A 20,839-nucleotide genomic window follows, 5' to 3' on the forward strand; every position below is an offset into this window, starting at 1 on the left:
CCCGACCAGCCAGACTTGACCGCATGACAACCAGAGCGGTACGCGCCGCCGGGCTCGCACTGCTGCACGGCGCGGCACTGGCCGGGCTGGGCCTGGCCGGGGCGGTGGCGCTCCTGGTGCACCTGGTCTTCTTCCTGCCGGGGTTCGGGCTCGGCCTGCTCTTCCTGCTGCCGCTGCCGATCATGGCCGGGCGGCACCTGACCGACCTGGCCCGGCGGCTGGCCGGCGCCGGATCAGCGGAGCCGGTCCACTCGCCGTACCGGCCCCGGCCGGCGTCGCCGCGGCCGGAGGCGGACGGGCGTTACCTGCACGACAACCGGCTCTACCGGCGGCCCTGGATCCCGGCGTTCCTCCGCCGGCTGGACTGGCTGCTCGGGGATCCGGCCACCTTCCGCGATCTCGGCTGGATGACCCTCACTCCGCTGGTCGGGCTGCTGCTCGGCGGCCTGCCGGTCGCGCTGCTCGCCGTCGGTGGCTGGTACGCGGCCAGCAACGTCGACCAACACTGGTGGGCGGTACCGGCCGGGCTCGCGCTCGCCGCCGCCGGCCTGGCACTGGCCCCCTGGCTGCGGACCCTGCACGTGGGGTGGACCCGCTGGTGGCTGGGCGCGACACAGCGGCAGCCCGGCCGCCTCCGCGTCTGGTACGGCAACCAGCTCCTGCTGCTGCTCCGGCTGCTCTGCCTGCTCGGGCTGAGCCTGCTCGCCCTGCCGCTGGCCCTGCTCTCCACCGTCGCCCTGCTGCTGACCTACGGGCTGGGCCTCGTCGTGGTGCTGCCACCGGTGATCCAGAACATCCGCCCACTGCCGGAGCTGCGTCGACGGCTGGCCGGGCAGTGGAGCGGGGTGACCGTGGACTCGCCGTACCTGCCCCGGCCGGGGCTGCCGGACCGCCGCCCGGACGGCCGCTACCAGGTGGGGAACAACCTCTACCGGACCGAGCGGTGGGCGGCGTACAACCTGCGGCTGCGCTGGCTCACCCGGGATCCGGCGAGCTGGCGGGACTTCGGCTGGCTGGCGCTCGACCCGGTGGTCGGTGGGCTGTCCCTGGCCGCCCCGCTCGCCGCGATCGGCTACGGGATCTTCGGGCTGGCCATGCCGAGGCTGTGGATGCTGCTCGGGCTGAGGCCGGACGGCGGCACCGACTGGTACGCCTCGGTGGCCGGTTCCGCTGCGGCGGCGGTACCGGTCGGGCTGTCCCTGGCCGCGCTGGGCCTGCTGGCCGCCCCGGCGATGCTCCGGCTCAACGGCCGGTGGGTCGCGCTGCTGCTCGCCCCGACCGCCAAGGCCCGGCTGGCGCTGCGGGTGCAGCGGCTCACCGAGTCCCGGGCCGACGCCACCGAGACCCAGGCCGCCGAGCTGCGCCGGATCGAACGTGACCTGCACGACGGCGCCCAGGCCCGGCTGGTCGCGATGGGGATCAACCTCGGCAACGTCGAATACCTGCTGGACAAGGATCCGCAGGCGGCCCGGGCACTGCTGGCGGAGACGCGGCAGGCGTCGGCCAAGGCACTCATCGAGCTGCGTGACCTGGTCCGGGGCATCCATCCGCCGGTACTCGCCGAGCGAGGGCTCGGCGACGCCGTCCGGGCGCTCGCCCTGGACACCCCGGTCCGGACCGAGGTCACCGTCGCGCTGCCCGGCCGGCCGGAGCCGCCGATCGAGTCGGCGGTCTACTTCGCGGTGAGCGAACTGCTGACCAACGCGGTGAAGCACGCCGGCGCCGCCCGGATCACCGTCGATCTCGGGTACGCCGACGGCCGGCTGCGGGTGGTGGTCACCGACGACGGGCGGGGCGGCGCGGACGAGACGAGGGGTACTGGGCTGCACGGCCTCGTTCGCCGGCTCGGTACATTCGACGGCGTCGTCGACCTGAGCAGCCCGTCGGGCGGCCCGACGATGGTGATCCTGGAGGTGCCGTGCGCGTTGTCCTCGCCGAGGACCTCTACCTCCTGAGGGACGGCCTCGCCCGGATGTTGACCGCGCACGGCTTCGACGTGGTGGCGGCGGTGGAGACCGGTCCGGAGTTGCTGTCAGCGTTGCTGGAGCTGCGCCCCGACGTGGCGGTGGTGGACGTACGCCTGCCGCCGACCCAGACCGACGAGGGGCTCCAGGCGGCGCTGGCGGCCCGTCGGGAGGTACCCGGGCTGCCGGTGCTGGTGCTCTCCCAGCACGTCGAGCAGCTCTACGCCAGGGAACTGCTCGCCGACGGTACCGGCGGGGTCGGCTACCTGCTCAAGGACCGGGTCTTCAACGCGGAGCAGTTCGTCGACGCGGTACGTCGGGTGGCCGGCGGCGGCATGGCGATGGACCCGGACGTGATCGCCAAGCTGGTCGCCCGGAGCAGCCGGGACGCCCCGATGGCCCGGTTGACCCCCCGGGAGCGGGAGGTGCTGGAGTTGATGGCCGAGGGACGCTCCAACAGCGCCATCGGGCAGCGGCTCTTCCTCAGCGAGAGCGCGGTCGGCAAGCACACCGCCAGCATCTTCGGCAAACTCGACCTGGCGCAGTCGGACGACGACAACCGCCGGGTACTGGCCGTGCTGGCGTACCTGAACGGCGCTGCCGGCGGCTGACGCCGGTTCCACCGGGTTACCGGCGGGGGCTCAGGAGAGTTCGATGATCGCGTCGCCGATCTCGGCGGGGGTCTGGAACTGCTCGACCGGCAGTGACTGGAGCAGCCTGAGGGTCTCGGTGTCGACACCGGTCTCCTGGGCCCAGCGCACCAGGTCCTCCTTCGACACCGGGTAGTCCAGTCCGGCGAGCGACTCCTGCAGCTGTATCGCGTTGGCTCGCATACCGGTCGATTACCCGGTCCCGGCCCCGCCACACCCGGCGTTTACCCGGGGGGTCCGCCGGGTAGCCGCCGCCCATGCAGGTTCACCGGCTCGGGGCTCCGGACGACTTCGACCCGCTGTTGGAGCGTATCGGCTCGGCCCGGGTGGTGATGCTGGGTGAGGCGAGCCACGGCACCTACGACTACTACCGGCTGCGCGAGCAGTTGACCCGGCGGCTGATCACCGAGTGTGGTTTCTCGTTCGTGGCCGTCGAGGGGGACTGGCCGGACTGCGATCTCGTGCACCGCTCGGTGACCGCGGCCCCGGGTGGGGACGACGATCCGCAGCGCGCGCTGGAACGGTTCGAGCGGTGGCCGACCTGGATGTGGGCGAACGCCGAGGTGTCCCGGTTCTGCCGGTGGCTGCGGGCCTGGAACCTGGAGCGGCCGGAGGGGCAACGGACCGGCTTCCACGGGCTCGACGTCTACAGCCTGTGGGACTCGATGCAGGCGATTCTTGACTACCTGGGCGAGGAGGACCCGGCGTCGCTGGAGGTCGCCCAGGAGGCGTACCGGTGCTTCGAGCCGTACGGCACCCGGATCGAGGAGTACGGGCTGGCCAGCCGGTTCGTCTCGGCCCGCTGCGAGGCCGAGGTGGTACGCCTGTTGGCGCGTACCCGCGAACGTGCCGCCGCCGACGGTGCCGACGCCTTCTCCGCCTGGCAGAACGCGGAGGTGGTGGCCGGTGCGGAGCGGTACTACCGGGCGATGGTCGGCGGTGGTCCGCAGTCCTGGAACGTCCGGGACAGCCACATGGCCGACACCCTCGACCGGCTGCTGGACAGGTACGGACCGCAGGCCCGGGCGGTGGTCTGGGCGCACAACACGCACGTCGGCGACGCCCGGGCCACCGACATGGCCGCCGGTGGGATGGTCAACATCGGCCAGCTCGCCCGCGAGCGGCACGGCACCGACAACGTGGTGCTGGTCGGCTTCGGCAGCTACCAGGGCAGTGTCGTCGCCGCCGACCGCTGGGGCGCGCCAGCCGAGGTGCTGACCGTGCCGGCGGCTCGGCCCGGCTCGGTGGAGGAGCGGCTGCACCACCTGCTGCCCGAGCGCGCCATCCTGGTCTTCGACTCCGGCGACCGGCCGGAGTGGCTGGACGAGGAGGCCGACCACCGGGCGATCGGGGTGGTCTACGACCCGTCGTTCGAGGCGTGGGGCAACTACGTGCCGACCCGGCTAGGCGACCGGTACGACGCGTTCGTCTGGTGCGACCACACCACCGCGCTGCACCCGCTGCCCGCCGCGACCGCGCCCGGCGAGATGGAGACGTACCCGTCGGGGGTCTAGGTCGGCGCCCGTCGGGGGTCTGGTTCGGCGCCGGGAGGCAGTTGTCTTTTGACGGTGGTGCCACGGTGTCACCATGGTGACACCGTGGCACCTCGCTCATCGGGGATGTGCCTGCCCGCCGGCTATCCGATCTCCTCGGCCGCGCTGGTGTCGGAGCCCGCGCGGGACTCCCAGCTCCAGGTCTCGTCGAGCCGCAGCCGGCCGTCCGGCAGGATCGAGACCCGGCTGACGCAGTGCCCGCCCGAGGTCTGGCCGGCGTCGTTGAGCTGCACGTAGCGGAAGTCGAGGGTGTCGCCGTCCCGGGTGCCGACCAGGTGGCCGGTCCGGACGCTGCCGCCGGAGTAGGTCGCCGAGATCTCTCCGCCGCGTTCCCGATAGTCGAAGACCGTCTCGGCACCGACCTCGCCGCCGTCGACCTCACCCACCGCGCGGAACCGCCGGCCGTCCAGCGACGGCAGCGCCTTCCCGGGTACGTCCTCAGCGACCGTCCGCTCGAAGCAGAGCTGGTTGTACGGGCTTTCGCCGTACAGCGGGATCTGCCGGTAGCCGGCCGAGCGGTAGAGCGCTGCCGCCTCGGGCAACGATCGGTGGGTGCCCAGCCGCACGGTGTGCAGGCCACGGCTCACCGCCTGCCGTTCCAGCTCGGCGAGCAGCCGGCGACCGAGTCCGAGGCCACGGGCGTCGCCGTGCACCCAGAGGTGGCACAGTTCCGCGATGCCCGGGGCGAGGGTGCGGATCCCGCCGCAGCCGATCGGGCGCCCCTGCTCACAGGCGACCAGGAAGGTGCCGCCGGCCCCGCTGACCTCGGCCGGGTCCACGAGCGCGCGGGTGTCGTACCCCTCGGGGAACCGGATCGCCAACTCGGCGGCGTACCCGGTCAGGCACTCCTGGGCGATGGCCGAGTCGGCCTCGACGACCTCGACCGTGACGGCGGCCAGCCGGAGCAGTCGGCGGGTCCGGCGCTGGGCGGCGATCAGTTCCGCCCGCTGGGCGGGGGTGAGCGCCGCCAGCAGTTCGCTGGCGGCGGTGGTCGACCGTCGGTCCAGCTCGGCGAGTTCGGCGTTGCCGGCGTCGGTCAGCTCGGCGACCCGGACCCGGCCGTCCGTCTCGTGTGCTCGGAGCTGGACCAGGCCCTGGTCCTGTAGGGAACGCAGTGACCGGCTCAGGTAGCCGGAGTCCCAGCCGAGCCGGCTGCGCAGGTCGCGCACTGACGCGCCGGTGCCGATCTCGTAGAGCAGCCGGGCCTCGCTGAGCGGCCGGTCCTGCCCGAGGTAGCGGTCGGTGAGCAGGCCGATCCGCTGCGAGTAGTAGCGGTTGAAATCGCGGACCGACCGAGCCTGTTCGAGCATCTCCGTCATTTCTCTGACTATAGTCAGAGATCCCCTCCGGTCCTGCCCCGGCGCGTGTGGAATGGTCGTCAAGATTCTTGAGCTGGCCTGGGGGTGGTGGTCAGGGCGATGGCGTTCCGGTCCGGAACTCGGGCGGATCGTGCATCAGGAAGTCCCGGTGGCTGATGTTCCAGGCGTAGGCGCCAGCCATCTCGAAGACGATCGTGTCGCCGGCCGCGATCCGGCCCGGCGGCGGCAACTCGGCCGCGTCCGGTATCCGGGCCAGCACGTCCTTCGGCGTGCAGAGCTGCCCGACGATCGTCACCGGCCCGGCCCCGGTCACCGGCCGGGGAAACGGGTACGCCCACTCGGGCCGGGGCAGCACGGTGAACGGCTGGGAGTGCGCCTTCGCGGCGGGGGTACGCAGCTGGTGCGTGCCGCCGGTCACCACCACGAACCACTCGGCACCGGAACGCTTCACGTCCAGCACCTCGACCCGGTAACGACCACAGTAGACGGTCATCGCGCGTCCCGGCTCGATCCGCAGCGTCCGACCAGGATGCTCGGCGAGCAGCCTGGCGAGCGCGTCGCCGTACGCCGGCCAGTCGAACCGGGCGCTCAGGTCGGCGTAGTCCACCGCCATTCCGCCGCCGACGTTCACCTCCCGGGCGTCGAGTTCGGCCACCGCCCAGCCGAAAATGCTCCGGGCCACCTCGGCGGCGGCCGGTGCGTCGAGCCCGCTGCCCAGGTGGGCGTGCACGCCCCGGATCCGGATCCCGGGCAGGTCCAGCCGGGCACAATCGACTGCGTCGGCCGGAGACATCCCGAACGGGCTGGGCCGGCCCCCCATCACCAGCACCGCCTTGCCGACCGGCATCGGCAGGTTGACCCGGAGCAGCACCTCGGCAACGGTGCCCCGGTCGACGGCCAGCAGGGAGAGCCGGCGCAGCTCGGTCGGGGACTCGACGTGGAAGCGGCGTACCCCGGCAGCCAAGCCGGCGGCGAGTTCGGCGTCGGTCTTGCCCGGCCCGCCGAACGCCGCCGCTGGGGTACCCGGGAAGACCTCGGCCAGGTGCCGCAACTCTCCGCCGCTGGCCGCCTCGAAGCCGTCGACGTGCGGCGCGAGGGTACGCAGGATGCCCGGGTCCGGGTTCGCCTTCATCGCGTAGAGCAGGTCGACCCCGGAGGGCAACGCAGCCCGGATCGCCGCCACCGAAACGTCCAGCCCAGCCAGGTCGTACCAGTAGCTCGGCCCGACATGCCCCGTCACCAGGCCGCCTCTCGTTCGCTACGGGACTCGCAAACCCCCGGGCAGGTGAATCCGGGCTCCGGGGCCCAGTGGCTACGTCTCGTCTTCTCGCTGGGTTCGCCGGTTCTCGCGGATCCACGCCGCTACGGCTTCCCGTGACCAGATTCTGCCAGTGGCAAGGGTGTCCAACGGTGCAGGGAATCCCGCCCGGGAAACGATCTCAGAGGCGCGCTGCCGACTGACTCCGCCCAGCATCTGCTGGATCTCTGCCATGCCTGCCAGCCTCATGAACCGAACGTACGGACTTGACGATCAGCAAGTGCGTCAAGTTGACGGGGTTGACACCCGGCCCGACGGCTCGGGGCGGCGTACCGGTCGGCGGTGTACCGGCCGTTGTGGCCGTCCCAGGTGCGGTTACGCCGGTTCACCCCGGTCGGCTTCGGCCGGCGGGGAGTGGACCCTGACGAGGTGACCGAGTTCCTGGACCAGGTGGCAGGTGACCTGGCCAGGGCGTACACCGAATTGGCTCGGGTTCGGGAGCAGAACGCCCGGATCAAGGACGCGTTGCGGCGGTGGCAGTCCCGGCAGGCCCCGTCCGCGCGGGAACTGGCCGGGCGTTGATGGCCGGGGTGCCGGTGGTGCGGTGCCGGTCGTGTGACGGGCTGGCGTTCACGCTCGACCCGTGCCGCTGCACCTACGGCGGCAACCGACTCCTCGTCACCGATCAGGACCAGCGGGGCGGGCAGGCGTACCAGGACTGTCGGGACTGTCAGGGGGTCGGAACCCTCGCCCGGCCGTGTTTCGACTGTCGGCAGTCCGGCCGGTGTCGGGCGCAACTCGTCCTGACGATGGCGAACCTGGACACCGGGGCGGTGGCGTCGGCGAACGTCGTACCCGGAGTTGTCGAGCCCACCCCATGGCCGGGTGACGATGGTCGGAGCTGGCATCTACCGCTGGCCCCGCTGCTGCACGACCTGGCCGCGCTCGTCGGTGTCGGCTCGTGGACGGATGTTCGGGCGCCCGGTGAGCCGGACGGTCCGCTCGTCATGGTGCCCCGCGCGTGGCGACCCGAGCAGCCCAGACCCGAGCGCCGGATGTTGGAGGCGGAGGCGGTCGCGGGGGAGAGTCTCGACGCGTGGCGGCTCTACCTCGGCCGGATCGCTGTCGCCCCGGAGCGGAGCCCTGCCGCCGAACTCGGCAGGTGGTGCCGGCTCGCCGACCTGCTCTGTCTCGATCTGGTGGTCGAGGCCCGCCGTCTGACCGCCAGCGACGCGCTCACCTGGGCGGTCCGGTTCGAGGTGCCGGGCGGGCCGGTCCCGGCCGAGACCTACGGCTACGCCGACGACCTGACCACCGCGATCACGACCACCAGCGATCTCGACGCCTGCTACGGGCTGGACGAACGGGGTCGGACCGCTCCCGCCCACCGACTGGCGATCGGGCCACCGCCGGCCGACCTGCCGACAATCGACCTGGACCAGCTCGAACGGCGGATCCTCGCCGACTGCGTCGACCTTGCCAGCGGCGACCCGCACCCCGGCGCGCAAGCCGTCTGGCGCGACGGCCGCTGGTGGCACACCAGCCTCCGCACCGCCGGCAGCACCGAGACCCTCACCGAGTGGACCACCGGACAGATCCACTGCCGGCGGACGCCGACGTTGCGGCGCGGTTGGCAGCCGCCGGCACCATCGTGGCAGGGCCCGCCCATCGGGTACGTCGACTGCCCCGACTGCGACCCACACAGCCGGTTGCGCCGTTGCGACTGCCGGCTCGGCACCAACCGGACCGATCCCGACTGCCCACGGTGCGCCGGCTCCGGCCGCAGCCCGTCGCTCCTGCGCTGTTACACCTGCTGGGGCAGCCACCGCCGCTACCAGGAGGTGACCGTCACCATCACCGACCTCACCAGCCGGGTCGCACACCTGAGCTGGCGGACCGGCCCGACCGGCTGGCAGACCGGCGAACACACCTGGCAGGCCCACCCCAGCAACCTCGGCAAGCAGGCCGAGTCAGGTGAGGAGCACTTGCGGGCCGGTCGGCGTGTGCCAGCCCCACACGTGGCAACCCATCCCGGCGGCAAGCCGCTGCACCAGCTTCCCGAACAGTTCCGGCTCGCCGGCTGGGCCGACCATTTCGGCGTACGCCCGCAGGACCTGGTCGAGCTCGACGGTGGCGGCAGCCTCGACCACGGTCTCCGGGACGGCACCGTCACCCTCGATCAACCTGGGGCTGACCCGCTGACCGAATACCTACGCTGGGCCGCCCGAGGCAGGCCCGCCGCCCGACTCTTCCTGCTCGCCCGACGGCCCGACGTGCCACCCCTGGCAGATCTCGTCCGGCTCGTCCTCGGGCTACACCTGAAAGTCACGATCACCCTCACCGACCACGCCCACAATGTCGGCGACCTCCGCCTCATCCAGGGCGAGAGCTGGGACGTCACCATCAGCCGCCCCGATCGACCACCCGCCCCCGCCGACCCGCCCACCCACGCCAGCCCGGAAGCCGCCACCGCGTTCTGCCTCGAATACCTCGAACTCGCCATCGCCAACAACGTCCCCGCCGACCCGACCGAACCGATCCCGGTACCCCAGAACCCCACCCCGACCGTGGTCGACGATCCCGTACCCCTGCTGCGCCGGCTCGCCCGGCACCATGCCGGACAACCCGTCGCCGCGCACTACGACGGCATCACCTGCCGGATCTGGCTCCGCGAACGCCACGACGTACGCCAACTCGCCACCGCGCCCACCCTGCTTGCCGCCATCGGCGCCCTCGGCCTCTGACCGTGAGGATGTGGGAACGGCTCACCAACCTTTTCCGAGCGGGTTGGGGAAGGGCAGGTAGTCGGCATTCCGGTCGGCGTCCCGCTGCCAGCGCACCAGCAGGTTGGCCTTTGCCGGCAGCGGTACGCCAGCCAGCAGCGCCCGCAGCCGGGGCGGATCGCCCAGCCGGACGGACGTTTCGCGTACCACCTCGCGCAGTGCCGCCCAGAGCCGTGCCTCCACCCCGGGGTGCGCGTCGGCAAGCGCCCCGGCCAGTTCGACCAGATGGTTGACGAAGAGGCAGTAGCTGACCCGGTTGAACGCCTGCTCCGGGTCGTACCCGATCGGGGCCGGCAGCCGGGCGAGCCAGTCGGCCCGGCGTTCGGTGTCGAGCTTGACGCCCTCCAGGTCGCGCAGCAGCATCCGCACCGGCCACCGGTCGGCGTCCAGCACCACCACCACGTTCTGCAGGTGTGCCTCGTGCACCACCCCGTGCCGCCACCAGAGTTCCAGTACGGCCGGGACGAGCAGCCGGGCGTACGCGTCCCACCAGCCGACCGGGTCGGTCACCGCCAGCGGCGCGGCGGCCAGGGCGGCGGCGATCACCGGCCGCTCGCCCTCGGCCAGGTGCGGGCGCAACCCGCCGCGCAGGATCACCCCGTACGTCTCGTCCAGCCCCGGCAACTCCACCGTCCGGTACGCCGGCTCGGGCAGCAGCGCCACCCCGGCCGGCAACGGCAGCGCGGCGAGGAGCCGGGTCAGCGCCACCGCGCCGGTCAACTCGTATCGGGCGTTCTTGCGCACACAGTTGGTGATCCGGACGTGCAGGCTGGTCTTGACGAAGAGGTCCGCCCTTGGTGCGTAGAGGGTCCGGACGCTGGCGGTCGGGCGGAGTACCGCACCGGCCGGGCCGAGGTCGCGCAGCCGGGGGTCGAGCGGCCCGGACAGTTCGTACTGCCAGGGATGCACCGGCAGTACTGCGTACCCGGACGGCGGCACGGGCGGGTCGAGTACCCCGACCAGCTCGTCGAACGGCCCGTCCGAGCCGACCAGTGTCTCCGGTACGGCGATCCAGCGCAGCCGCAGGCTGGTACGCAGTTCGGGGGCGTACGCGTTCCACGCCTCGACGTCGCCGCTGCGCCACTTCGGGGCCGGGTGCCGGGGGTGTCCGTGCACAAGGGACTGCTCCGAGTCCACATAGGAGTCGACGACCGGGTCGCCGGTCGGGTCCGGATCGGTGGACGGGCGCAGCCGGAGTACCCGGTCCAGCGCGTCCCGGCTCGCCACCACCTGCCCGGTGAACTCGTCGTTGCGTACCCCCGTGCGCAGGGTCAACTCGTCGGCGACCAGGGCGGCCAGCCCGGCCGCGTCGACAGGTGACCAGACGCCGCCGGAGAACCGCTGTACCGGGCCCTCGTAGCGGTGCGCCCCCACCTCGGAGACCCGGGCCACCGCACAGCGCAGCAGTACGGCGCTGCGCGGCAGGCGTACCACGGCGTGTCCGTCGGCAAGCGTCGTCTGCCGCTCCGGGCCGGCGACCTCCCGGGCGACGCAGCCGAGCAGCGTGTGCGTACTTGCGACATCGGCGGTACGCCGGGAGACGGCGGCGGTCATCGACAGCTCCTTGTCGGGACCCGGCCCGCGCCCGACCGCGGTCACCGATCGAACCGCAGGTGGTCGGGGTCGGGCCGCAGGTAGTTGGGGCCGGTACGCAGGTAGTACTTGTTGATGTCGGCACAGCCGGTGCGCTGTTTCGGCAGCAGCGTTCCGGCGGTGAGCATCGCCTTGACCGGCAGCCGGTCGGCGGCCAGGATCCGTTCGGTGAGCAGCCGCCCGGCGGCGGCGCTGTCCCAGCCGGCCGGGCCAGCCGTTCCCGCCGGGCCAGTCGCGTCGGCCGGGTCAGCCGCGTCCGCCGGGCCAGCCGTGCCGGTTGGGGGTGGGCGGTTTGGGGTGGCGGTCCAGCGGTCCCGGGCGGCGAGTAGTCGGTGCCGCAGCGCCGCGCCGGGTGCCGGCACCGGCACGCCCCGCTCGGCCAGGGCGCGCAGCGGCGCGGCGGCGGCCAGGTGCAGCGTGATGGTGGTGAAGACGTCGGCCAGCTCGCCGGGATCCGTGATCCACATCCGCTCGTCCCGCAGGTCCGGGCCGGGCCGCCGGACCAACCGGGCGCCGTCGTTGTCCTTGTAGAGCAGCCGGAGCGGGTCACCTCCGGAGCAGGCGCCGTGGTCGAGGACGAGATGGATGTTCTGCTGGTGCGCCTCCAGCGCGATGCCGTGCCGCAGCCAGAGGAAGACGTGCCAGTCGACCAGCAGGTCCAGATAGGACTCCAGCAGCGGGCGCGGGTCCGGCCCGGCCACCCGCTGCGCCACGGTTCCGCCAGCCGGGTCCTCGGCGGCCAGCGCGGCGGCCGGCACCACGACCCGCCCGGCCAGCCCGGCGGGGAAGCGGCGGACCAGGAAGGACCGGGCGGGATCGCCGGCATGGCCGTGGCAGCTCTCGTCGGCGTGCAGGATCCGACCGGCGAACGCCGGCTCGGCGGCGGCGATCCGGGCCAGCAACCGGTGCAGTTCGGCGCCGTCGACCAGGGTGCCAGGCGAGATGGTACGGACGTTCCGGGCGCCGAGCGTCGCCGTGGCCAGCGGCAGCTTCAGATGCGTGTACGGGTCGGCGAGCAGCGCCACCGTCCGGGTCGACAGGGTCGGCCGGACGAGTACCTCCGGCTCGTCGGCGCGGACCGGCAGGTGTAACCGGTCGGCGGTGACCGGGTGCACCGGCAACAGTACGGTCCCCGGCTCACCTGACAGGGGCCACCAGTGCGGCAGCGTACCGGTGAGAATCAGTTCGGTCCGGGGCACCGGCAGCCAGCGCAGCGCGAAGGCCGGGGCGTGCTCCGGGGCGTACCCGAGCAGGGCGGCGCGGTCCAGGCCGATCCGCGCCCGGCTGGTCGGATAGACGGGGTGATCCGTCCGGGCCGCCAGTACGTCGTCGAGCAGCGCCCCGGCCATCCCGTCCGGGGTACCCGCGCGGGCGGCGAGCAGGTCGGCGTGCACCCGGGAACGGGTCTCGTCGGCGAGCCGACGGGCCACGAGATCGTCCCGGCACTCGGCGCGGAACGCCGCCCAGCCCGCCTCGGCCTCCGGATCGCCTGTCGGGGCGAGCAGGTCCAGCAACTCGTCGAGGCGCCGCACCACCCGCCCCGGAACCCGCTCGACGTCGGGCGACTCCAGGGGTTCGCGGTCGGGCAGTGCTCCGGCCCTCGCCTGCTCGGCGTCGGGCAGCACCACGAGTTCCGGCCGGGCGGTGCGTAGCTCGTGCTGGAAGCCGTCGGGTCGGACCGGCAGCCGCAGCCGGGCGCCGGGGATCCGGGTCGACCACCACTGCCCGCTCCGCCGCCCGTTGCCGGTCAGGCCGAGGTGGTCCTCCCGGAGCAGCGTGTCCAGTACCCGCTGGAAGAGCTGCCGCTCGGCGGCGTCGGCGCCGGCCCCGGTCACCGCACCACCCGGGAGAGCCGGCGCCCGGACCGCCGGACGTCGCCGCCGGGTGTGCCGCGCTGTTCCGGTCGCCGTCGCGTGGTCATGCTTCGATCCTCCAGCGGTGGGCCGCCCGGAAGTCGCGCAGCGCGTCGTGCACGGTCGCCGAATCCGGCCCGATCGCGTGCAGCGCGGCCAGGTAGTCCCGGTTGGTGCCGGTCAGCGGTGCGGTCACCCCCACCGTCCGGAGTGGACGGCAGCCGAGCAGCACTCCGGCCGCCCCGGTCGCGTCCACCCGGCCCGGGGCGTCGACAAGCCTCCCGGCCCGGTCGGCGCAGACCCACTCGACCCGGGCGTACCGATTGAGCGTCACCGGGTCGGGCAGGGCCGGCAGCGGGTCACCGGCGTGCAGCCGGATGACGTACGCGAAGAGCGGCAGGTCGAGCAGTTCGGCCATCACCAGGTCGACCCGGTCGCCGATCAGCCGATAGTTGACCTCGACGAGCCGGGCCCGACCGTCGGCGACCACGAACTCGGTGTGGCAGGCGCCGAAGCCGACGCCGAGCGCGTCGAGCTGGGCGAGCACCTGGGCGAGTACCGGCGCGGGCAGGTCCGGTGCCCAGTCGACGGCCTCCTCGGTGAAGGTCGGCGGCGGCCCGAGGCTGGTCCGCCAACCGCCGAGCACTGCGATCGTCGAGCCGTCGCCGAGAGTCTCCAGGGTGTGCAGATCGCCGGCCAGGTACTCCTCGACCAGCAGGTCCTGGCCGGAGCGGCGTTCGCGGATCTCGGTGACTCGGCGGCGCAGCTCGGGCATCCCGTCGACCAGGTAGACGTCCTCGCTGGCCACCCCCTCCCGGGGCTTCACCACCGCCGGGAACGGCACGGTCGCGGCCCGCTCCGGTGACTCGTCCGGGCCGAGCGCCACCACGGCCACCCGGTCCAGGCCGGCCTCGGCGACGGTACGCCGGGTCAGCCGCTTGTCCTTGCTCCGCAGCGTCGCCCGCCAGTCCTTGCCGGGCAGGCCCAGGTACGCCGCGGCGAGCGCGGTCGGGGTCTGGAGATGGTCGCTGTTGGAGAGCAGTGCGATCGGCGGCTCGCCCCGGTGCACCGCGTCGAGTACGCCCCGCACCTCGCGGACGTCGGCGCCGGAGACCTCCGCCCCGGACAGTTGTGCCGGACTCGCCGGCCAGGCGGCGGGCTGGTCGGTCAGGACCGTCACCGGCAGCCCGAGCTGCGCGGCGGCCGGCAGGAAGCCGTCCAGCACCGAGTCTGTCGGGTTGAGCGCGGTCAGATAGAGCCGCACAGCGCTACTTCGCGAAATGACTTAGGCGCACCTAAGTAAGATAAGCCAGCCTAACTACTAGCTCGATGGGGCTGCCACGACACGGCGGACCCGGGTGGCGGTGTCGAGGGTCGAGACACCGCCACCCGGGTCTCCGGGGAAAATCAGGGCCGGAACGCGTCCCGGGTGTCCCGCGCGGCGTCGGCCACGTGGTCACCGGCCTGCTTGACGTTCGCCTCGGTCTGCTCGGTGGCGCCCTCGGCACGCAGCCGCTCGTTGTCGGTCGCCTCGCCGGTCTTTTCCTTGGCCGCTCCGGCAACTTCCTCGATCTTGTGCCGGATCTTGTCTCCCATGCCCATTGTGTCCTCCAGTTCTCGCCGAGCTGCTTCTCCGCAGCTCGCCGACCCATAAATGCCCGGCCACGGTCCGACCGAAACGGGGCACGGCGACGCGGCGACGCTTCCCCCAGGGAGGCGGGGCCGGGCGTTCGGCGGGTGACGTGTGCGGGGTACACCCGTGCCGGGGCGGTTTCGGTAGGCTGCGGGCGACCTGGGGAGGCGTCGATGTCCTGGCCGGATGGTGGACCCTGGGTGGTCGCCACGACGTCGTCGAGCCCGAGTTGGGTCGTGGCCACGGCCGCCCTCTGCGCTGCGTCGACGGCACGAGCGGCGGTGCTGCGGATCGTCCACGACGTCAATGACGTAGCCGCCGTCGACGACGCCCGGCCCGCACCGCTGCCCGACAACCTCGCCAGCTGGCTGGAGGTGCGGGTCCGTACCGTCGACCCGATCGGGGTGGACGATCTCGTCGGGGTCGTACGCGCGCTGTCGCGTACCCACGGGTTGGTCCTGGTGACCGGGGCGCCCGGTCTCGCCGTACCGCTGGGTCGGACGGGCTGGACCCTCGCGGACCTGGCCTGGGCGCTCGGCGCCCCGGTGGTGCTCGTCGCCGACCTCGGACCCGGCGCGGTCAACCACACCACACTGGCCCTCGACGTGCTCGCCGGACGCGACCTCACCGGCGCGGTCGTCGCGGTCGGCGAGGGTGACGAACTCGCCGGGCTGCCGATCGGGCTGGCCGGCCGGATTCCGGTGGACGCGGCCGACCGGCCGGAGGAGTTCCGGACGGCGGCCCCGGGCTGGCTGGACCCGCTGCTGCACGCCACCCGCCCCCCGGTCGTGACCACCGCCCCGTCCGCACCGCAGGCCGGACCAGTTCCCGCGCCCCAGGCCGCACCCGCTCCCGCATCGCAGGTCGGACCAGTTCCCGCGCCGGCCGATGGTCCGGCAGAGCCGGCGAGCGATGGTCCAGCAGAGCCGGCGGGGACGGGCCCAGCAGAGCCGGCGGGCGATGGTCCGGCGGAGGCGGCGGGGAAGGGCCCAGCGGAGGCGGCGGGGAAGGGGCCGGCGGAGGCGGCGGGCAACGGTTCGGCGGGGTCGGCGGATCGTGGGGGACTCCGGGCGCCCGTCACCCGGACGTTCAGCGGCAAGCGGGTGCTGATCGCCCTGCTCCTGATCTTCCTCGCGTCGGTCCTGCTGCTCTGCGGCCTGAACGTCGTCGCACCGACCGGTCCGGCGGTCGTCACTCAATACCGGATCGAGCAGCGCGACGCGCCGGAAGGGCCGGGGCCGATCGCCCGGATGCCGATACCGGTGCAGCCCTCGATTCCGATGCCGCCCCGGACTCCGGCCCCGACCCGGTCACCCACTCGTGGCGTCTGCGTGCAGGCCGCCCGCAAAGTGGTGGCAACCGTGCCGGACGCGGCGACCACGGCCCGGGTCGACGCCGCCTGGCTACGCATCGAACGCTGGCTGGCCCGGCATGCCCCGCGTAGCCGGGCCGGCCTGCGCCCGCCGGCCGCACCGGCCCGGATCTCCGCGCTCCAGACCCGGATGTCGGTACCTTTCCCCGCCGACCTGGTCGCCTCGCTGCGCCGGCACGACGGGGCGGACGACTTCGAGCTGCCACCCTTCTACCAGCCGCTACGGCTCGACCGGATCGCCGCCGACTGGGCGGTGAACTGTTCGGTAGGCCGCGATCTGTCGATGGGCGACGACTGGTGGCACCCGTCCTTCGTGCCGTTCGCGTCGGCCGGTGACGGCGGAAGTCTCCTGGTCGACCAGCGGCCGGGCGGGCACGGCCGGGTCGGCGAGTTCTATCCCGAGGACGGTACCGGCTTCGACCGCTGGCCGGCGTCGGTCACCGAACTGCTGACCGGGGTGGCCAGGTCGCTGGAGACCGGAAAGCCGTACGCCGGGCGCTACCGCCCGACCGTCGACGCCGAGGGCCGGCTCGACTGGACGATCGAATAGCAGCGGGGCGGCGGCCCGAGAGCAGCACATGCTCTGCGGGACAGGGCGGTTGTCGCGCTATGCCTGGCAGGGGCGGTCGTTGATCGTGCAGGCGGTCGGCTCGCCGTCGATCAACGCACCGTCGACCCGGAAGCGCACCTGCACCGAGCCGCGCGCCGGCACCCGTACCGTCGCCTGGTCCGGCACGAAGGTCCAGGTCGCGCCGTCGCGGCTGGCCTCGGCACCGTCCACCGCGCCGACAGACTGGGTCGTCCGGGGCAGGGTGATGACGAGCCGCCAACCGTTCGCCGGCCCGGGGCCGGGGTTGCTGATGGTCACCGATGCGGTGTAGTTGAGCAGCGTGACGTCCTCGGTCGCGTAGCGGGCCGCCAACACCGGCGGGGGCGCCGGGGTCGGTGAGGCGGAACGCTCCGGCCTGTTCCGGGGTTCAGCCCGGGGCGGAGTCGGCGAGGGAGGCAGCGGTGAGGACGCCGGCGGGGTCGCGCTGCCACTGGCCCCGTCCGCCCCGTCCGCCGGATCCACCTCGATCCCGACCGTCGGCGGCGGCGCCACACCCAACGGCGCGAACTGGTCCGGCGTACGGAGCAGTGCGACGACGAAGAATCCGGTGCCGATGACCGCTACCAGTGCCGCGGCGACGATCAGGGTAGCCGTCAGCCGGTCGCCCCGGCCCGACGGCAGCAGCCCGGACAGCCGGCGGACCGGGGCGCGCAGTACGGCCACCCCGGCGAGCAGCGCGTCGAGGACGGCGACCGGCAGGGTACGCGCCGGACGTCGGCGAGCTTTGCGCACGTGTCTTCCCTTTCGCAGCACGGGTGGCGACGCCGCGCCGCCCCCGCCCGTCAGACCTGGGCCGAACGGGTCAGAGCGCCCGCAGCCCGGCGAGCACAGCCTCCAGCAGATCCTCCGACGGCGCGTCCAGCACCGGTGGCTCGTGGGTGTCGATCAGTCCGGCGTCCAGCAGGTCGCCGAGCAGCACCCGTATGGTGCCGACCGGCAGGTCGAGTGCGGCGGCGACCTCGGCGACCGAGAGCGGCCGGCGGCAACTGGCGAGGATCTCCGACTGTTCGGGCGTCAGCTCGGCGCGCTGCGGCACCGGCCAGCGGGCCACCACGAGAGAGATCAGATCGAACTGTCCCCGGATCGGCTGTGTCCTGCCCCGCGTCATCGCGTACGGGCGGACAACCGGTCCGGCATCCTGGTCGTACCAGGCGTCGTCGTGCCGACCTCCTGCACCGGTGCGCACCGCGCGTCACCCCCCGGTCAGGTCATCGGCCGGTACCGGGAAAGTGGGCAGGTGCGAGTCCGCCCGACCGGCCGCCAACGCCACCTCGTACGCCATCTCGTCGACGTCGGCGTCCCCGGCGAACCGGACGGCGAGGATCGCCCCGCCCCGGGTCGCGGCCACGAAGAGGAACGCCCGGTGCATCTGCACGATGACCTGCCGCACCCCACCGTCGCCGGAATACCGGGCGGCGGCCTGGGCCAGCGCCTGCAATCCGGCGACCACACTGGAGAGTTGGTCGGCGAGTTCGCCGCCGACCCCCTGCGACACCCCGAGCAGCAGCCCGTCGGGGGAGAGTGCCACGGCATGCTCGGCCGCCGAGACCCGGTCCACGAATTCGTCGAGTATCCGGACCAGGTTATCCGTCGTGACCACTGCGTGAGTCACCTGTCGTCCTCTCGCTGCTTTCGGGTTGGTCGGCGCCGGATGCCGGGAGCGCTACCGGCAGCTCCATCGTCGCCGACCAGTCGGTTGCGGCACGCCTGACGGGCGCGCCGTTCGGAGCGGGGCCGGTGGCCCGACTCGGGGTGCCGACCGGGGTGTCCAGGTCCGGACGGCGTACCCGAACCGGCAGAGCCGGGGCCGCCCCAGGTCGGGGCGCACCAGCCGACTGTCCGACGACGCCACTGTCGGTCGGCCGCCCCCAGGCGGTGGTGGTGCCCGGGGCGGTAGTCGGTTCGGGCTCGGATGTCTCGACCAGCAGAGTAGCCGGCACCAGTACGATCGCGGCCGTCCCGCCCCGAGGCCCGGCCGTCAATTCGACTGTGACGCCGTGCCGTCGGGCGAGCCTGCCGACCACGTACATCCCGACGGCGCCGTTGAGTGGCCCGGTGTTGGGAGTGTCCCGGATCAACTCGTTGACGGTGTCCAGCTCGGCCGGCCCCCGGCCCACACCGTCGTCGCTGACGATGATCGCCCGACCGCCGTCGCGTACCTCACCGGCGATCCGGACCGTGGTGGTCGGGGCCGACCCGGAAAGCGCCGCCTCGATGACCTCGGCGAGCAGGTGGATCAGGTCGGGCAGGGCCCGCCCGGCTACCGAACCGGACCAGTTCGGAGCCACCAGTACCCGTGGATAGTCCGAAACCTCGGCCACCGCGCCCCGTACGACGTCGACCAGCGGCACCGGTCGCCGCCAGCGCCGGCCGGGCGTACCGCCGGAGAGGCTGATCAACTGTTCCACGTTGCGCCGGACCCGGGTGGCGAGATGGTCGAGCCGGAACAGCTCGGCCAGCTCCTCGGTGTCGGTCTCCCGCCGCTCCATCGCGTCGAGCAGGCCGATCTGCTGGTGCAGCAGGCTCTGGTTCTCCCTGCTCAACCAGATGTTGACCTCTCTGGCCCGCTGGTGCGCGGCGAGCCGGGCCGAGATCTGCGCGGCCCGTTCGGTCACCCGGTCGGTCTCGGCCTGCCGACGCCCGGTCTGCGCCACCAGCTGTTCCCGCTGGCTGGTGAGCCTCTTGCGTTGGGCGGTCAGCTCGGCCGCCCGGTCGGTCAACATGGCGGCCCGGTCCCGCTGGGCGGCCAGTTCCGCCGCCAGCTCGTTGCGGGCACCTGCCAGGGCGACGTTTTCGCTGCCCAACTCGTCGAGCCGGGCGACGACCCGCCGGGTGCCGCGCAGGGTCAGTACGGCGGCGGCGACCAGTACCACCAGACCGAGGCCGCCGACCAGGCCGGCCCGGGCGACCACCCCGGCCGCGCCCCGGGTGGCCCGGTCGACGCTGTCCCGTACCCCGACGGTGACCAGGGCCCGCAGCTCGGACAGGGCCGGTTCGGTCGCCGCCTGCCAGCGGGCGGGCTGGACCGGCGGGCTTCCGCCATCCCAGTCCGCCTCCAGCAGTTCCGTCTCGGCAGCGTTCAGCGTCGCGAAAACCGGGCCGGTGACGAGTCGCTGGTAATCGGCCCGCTCCGTCTCGGGCAGTCCGGCCCCCGCCTCGGCCCGGACGAACCGGGCCACCGCGACGAGGTCTACCAGTCGGGCGTGCTCCGCTTCGGTCAACCGGGGCGAGGCGAGCGCCCCGGCCACCAGAGCGTCCTCCCGGGAGAGCAGCTCGGCGGCGCGGGAGAGCGCGAGAAGGGTACGGGTCTCCTCGATCAGGTCGCTGCGCCGACTGGCCCACTGTGAGCCGTACACGGCGAAGCCGGCGTCGATGATGCCGCCGTACGACGCGGCGGCGCTGGCCCGGTCGATCCGGCCGCCGTCGATGTCGTCGCGGAGTGGCCGGAGGCCGTCCAGCCGTCGGACCAGTTCCGCCGCCCGCTCCCGTACCCCGCCGACGGTGACCAGCCGAAAGTCCGTCCCCTCGGTGAACCGCCGAAGTGCCCCGACCGCCGTGTCGGTGCGACCGCGCTGTTCGAGCAGGGCGGCCCGGTGCCGCCCCGGTGCCGCCAGCTCGACCATGCTGAGCCGGCGTTCCGCCTGGAGGCCGAGGATCAGCGCGTCGGTCGGCTGACCGAGCTGGGTGCCGAGGGTGCGGACCGCGAGCAGGTCCATCGTGTCCCGGGCGGTCAGGAAGGTGGCGTAGCCCCAGAGCACTGTCAGCACGACCAGCAGGGCGGCCACCTTGACCATGATCCGGTTCGGTGTGGCTGTCGGTGTTGGCGTCGACGGTGGCGTCGGTGTTGGCGATGTCGCTGTCGCCGGTGGCGGCGTCGCGGGGCGTGTCGGCGTTGGTGGTGGCGGCGCTACGGCTGGCGGTTCGGGCGTCCTGGCTTCGCCACGTCCGACCGTCCCGGCCTCGCCGCGCGTCGGCCCCGCGCCGGAGTCGGGCTTGCCGTCGGGTACCTGCCGCCGCGGCTGCCGGGTCCGGTCACCCGGATGCTCCACCGGCCGTACCCGGCTGCCCGGCTGTTCTCCCGGCCGGGTCCTGTTGCCGCTTGCCTGTTCCGCCGGTCGTGGCCTGCCGGCGACAGGCTGCGCTGGCCGAGTCCTGCTGCCGTTCTCTGGTTCTGCCGGACGTGGCCCCCGGACGGCAGGCTGCGCCGGGCGACCATGCTGCGCCGGAGGACCAGGTTGCGCCGACGGCTGT

16 protein-coding genes and 1 pseudogene are annotated in these 20,839 nt (G+C 73.2%); 6 read left to right on the forward strand and 11 right to left on the reverse strand.

The window, feature by feature from the left end; all coding sequences use genetic code 11:
- Positions 1-23 precede the first annotated feature (23 nt).
- Positions 24-1,955 carry a sensor domain-containing protein gene (locus CLT71_RS28560; protein ID WP_101369826.1) on the forward strand — a complete coding sequence of 644 codons (1,932 nt, stop codon included), beginning with the start codon at positions 24-26 and terminating at the stop codon, positions 1,953-1,955.
- Positions 1,919-2,575, forward strand: a complete 657-nt coding sequence (locus CLT71_RS28565; RefSeq protein ID WP_101369827.1) for a response regulator transcription factor — start codon at positions 1,919-1,921, stop codon at positions 2,573-2,575. The genes CLT71_RS28560 and CLT71_RS28565 overlap by 37 nt, the downstream gene beginning before the upstream one ends.
- 30 nt (positions 2,576-2,605) lie before the next feature.
- Here CLT71_RS28565 and CLT71_RS28570 read toward each other — a convergent pair whose 3' ends face one another.
- Positions 2,606-2,797, reverse strand: coding sequence for a DUF2795 domain-containing protein (locus tag CLT71_RS28570; protein ID WP_101369828.1), 192 nt, complete (start codon positions 2,795-2,797; stop codon positions 2,606-2,608).
- 74 nt (positions 2,798-2,871) lie between these two features.
- On the opposite strand from CLT71_RS28570, the gene CLT71_RS28575 reads away from it, so the two are divergent.
- Positions 2,872-4,128 carry an erythromycin esterase family protein gene (locus tag CLT71_RS28575; protein ID WP_101369829.1) on the forward strand — a complete coding sequence of 419 codons (1,257 nt, stop codon included), beginning with the start codon at positions 2,872-2,874 and terminating at the stop codon, positions 4,126-4,128.
- A gap of 122 nt (positions 4,129-4,250) precedes the next feature.
- Here CLT71_RS28575 and CLT71_RS28580 read toward each other — a convergent pair whose 3' ends face one another.
- Both CLT71_RS28580 and CLT71_RS28585 read right to left on the reverse strand, forming a co-directional pair.
- Complete coding sequence (locus tag CLT71_RS28580; protein ID WP_486483498.1) at positions 4,251-5,486, reverse strand: bifunctional helix-turn-helix transcriptional regulator/GNAT family N-acetyltransferase; 1,236 nt, start codon at positions 5,484-5,486, stop codon at positions 4,251-4,253.
- Positions 5,487-5,577: 91 nt separating this feature from the next.
- Positions 5,578-6,726, reverse strand: coding sequence for a type III PLP-dependent enzyme domain-containing protein (locus CLT71_RS28585; RefSeq protein ID WP_486483499.1), 1,149 nt, complete (start codon positions 6,724-6,726; stop codon positions 5,578-5,580).
- A gap of 348 nt (positions 6,727-7,074) precedes the next feature.
- Between CLT71_RS28585 and CLT71_RS28595 the strand changes: the two are divergent.
- Both CLT71_RS28595 and CLT71_RS28600 read left to right on the forward strand, forming a co-directional pair.
- Positions 7,075-7,326, forward strand: a pseudogene (locus CLT71_RS28595) (DivIVA domain-containing protein); the annotation flags it as partial.
- The gene (locus CLT71_RS28600) at positions 7,326-9,488 is read left to right on the forward strand and encodes a hypothetical protein (RefSeq protein ID WP_101369832.1); all 2,163 of its coding nucleotides are present in this window, start codon (positions 7,326-7,328) and stop codon (positions 9,486-9,488) included. The pseudogene CLT71_RS28595 and the gene CLT71_RS28600, both read left to right, overlap by 1 nt.
- Before the next feature lie 21 nt (positions 9,489-9,509).
- Here CLT71_RS28600 and CLT71_RS28605 read toward each other — a convergent pair whose 3' ends face one another.
- The 4 genes from CLT71_RS28605 to CLT71_RS28620 all read right to left on the reverse strand — a co-directional run bounded on the left by CLT71_RS28605 (position 9,510) and on the right by CLT71_RS28620 (position 14,569).
- Positions 9,510-11,081 carry an IucA/IucC family protein gene (locus tag CLT71_RS28605; RefSeq protein WP_101371874.1) on the reverse strand — a complete coding sequence of 524 codons (1,572 nt, stop codon included), beginning with the start codon at positions 11,079-11,081 and terminating at the stop codon, positions 9,510-9,512.
- A gap of 41 nt (positions 11,082-11,122) precedes the next feature.
- Complete coding sequence (locus CLT71_RS28610; protein WP_486483500.1) at positions 11,123-12,955, reverse strand: IucA/IucC family protein; 1,833 nt, start codon at positions 12,953-12,955, stop codon at positions 11,123-11,125.
- A gap of 82 nt (positions 12,956-13,037) precedes the next feature.
- Positions 13,038-14,237 carry an ATP-grasp domain-containing protein gene (locus tag CLT71_RS28615; RefSeq protein ID WP_101369833.1) on the reverse strand — a complete coding sequence of 400 codons (1,200 nt, stop codon included), beginning with the start codon at positions 14,235-14,237 and terminating at the stop codon, positions 13,038-13,040.
- A 143-nt stretch (positions 14,238-14,380) separates the two neighbouring features.
- Positions 14,381-14,569 (reverse strand): CsbD family protein, encoded by a 189-nt coding sequence (locus CLT71_RS28620; RefSeq protein WP_486483501.1) that lies wholly within the window; start codon positions 14,567-14,569, stop codon positions 14,381-14,383.
- A gap of 210 nt (positions 14,570-14,779) precedes the next feature.
- Here CLT71_RS28620 and CLT71_RS28625 point away from each other — a divergent pair, with 210 nt between their 5' ends.
- Positions 14,780-16,528, forward strand: a complete 1,749-nt coding sequence (locus tag CLT71_RS28625) for an AAA family ATPase (RefSeq protein ID WP_101369835.1) — start codon at positions 14,780-14,782, stop codon at positions 16,526-16,528.
- 57 nt (positions 16,529-16,585) lie between these two features.
- On the opposite strand, the gene CLT71_RS28630 is transcribed toward CLT71_RS28625, so the two are convergent.
- From CLT71_RS28630 to CLT71_RS28645, 4 genes are all read right to left on the reverse strand, one after another.
- Complete coding sequence (locus CLT71_RS28630) at positions 16,586-17,320, reverse strand: cellulose binding domain-containing protein (protein WP_101369836.1); 735 nt, start codon at positions 17,318-17,320, stop codon at positions 16,586-16,588.
- Between the two features lie 70 nt (positions 17,321-17,390).
- A complete protein-coding gene (locus CLT71_RS28635; protein WP_486483502.1) occupies positions 17,391-17,774 on the reverse strand; it encodes a helix-turn-helix domain-containing protein in 384 nt (127 codons plus the stop codon).
- A gap of 6 nt (positions 17,775-17,780) precedes the next feature.
- A complete protein-coding gene (locus CLT71_RS28640; RefSeq protein ID WP_486483503.1) occupies positions 17,781-18,188 on the reverse strand; it encodes a roadblock/LC7 domain-containing protein in 408 nt (135 codons plus the stop codon).
- Entirely contained in the window at positions 18,172-20,373 is a 2,202-nt protein-coding gene (locus CLT71_RS28645; RefSeq protein WP_158242325.1) for a nitrate- and nitrite sensing domain-containing protein, read from the reverse strand. The genes CLT71_RS28640 and CLT71_RS28645 overlap by 17 nt, the downstream gene beginning before the upstream one ends.
- Positions 20,374-20,839: the final 466 nt, after the last annotated feature.

It is taken from the genome of Plantactinospora sp. CNZ320, assembly GCF_002846275.1.

Excerpts from the sequence above, each read along its gene's own strand:
- CLT71_RS28560 (WP_101369826.1), top strand. The coding sequence starts at position 24 with ATGACAACCAGAGCGGTACGCGCCGCCGGGCTCGCACTGCTGCACGGC.
- CLT71_RS28570 (WP_101369828.1), bottom strand. The coding sequence starts at position 2,797 with ATGCGAGCCAACGCGATACAGCTGCAGGAGTCGCTCGCCGGACTGGAC.
- CLT71_RS28575 (WP_101369829.1), top strand. The coding sequence starts at position 2,872 with ATGCAGGTTCACCGGCTCGGGGCTCCGGACGACTTCGACCCGCTGTTG.
- CLT71_RS28580 (WP_486483498.1), bottom strand. The coding sequence starts at position 5,486 with ATGACGGAGATGCTCGAACAGGCTCGGTCGGTCCGCGATTTCAACCGC.
- CLT71_RS28600 (WP_101369832.1), top strand. The coding sequence starts at position 7,326 with ATGGCCGGGGTGCCGGTGGTGCGGTGCCGGTCGTGTGACGGGCTGGCG.
- CLT71_RS28605 (WP_101371874.1), bottom strand. The coding sequence starts at position 11,081 with ATGACCGCCGCCGTCTCCCGGCGTACCGCCGATGTCGCAAGTACGCAC.
- CLT71_RS28620 (WP_486483501.1), bottom strand. The coding sequence starts at position 14,569 with ATGGGAGACAAGATCCGGCACAAGATCGAGGAAGTTGCCGGAGCGGCC.
- CLT71_RS28625 (WP_101369835.1), top strand. The coding sequence starts at position 14,780 with ATGTCCTGGCCGGATGGTGGACCCTGGGTGGTCGCCACGACGTCGTCG.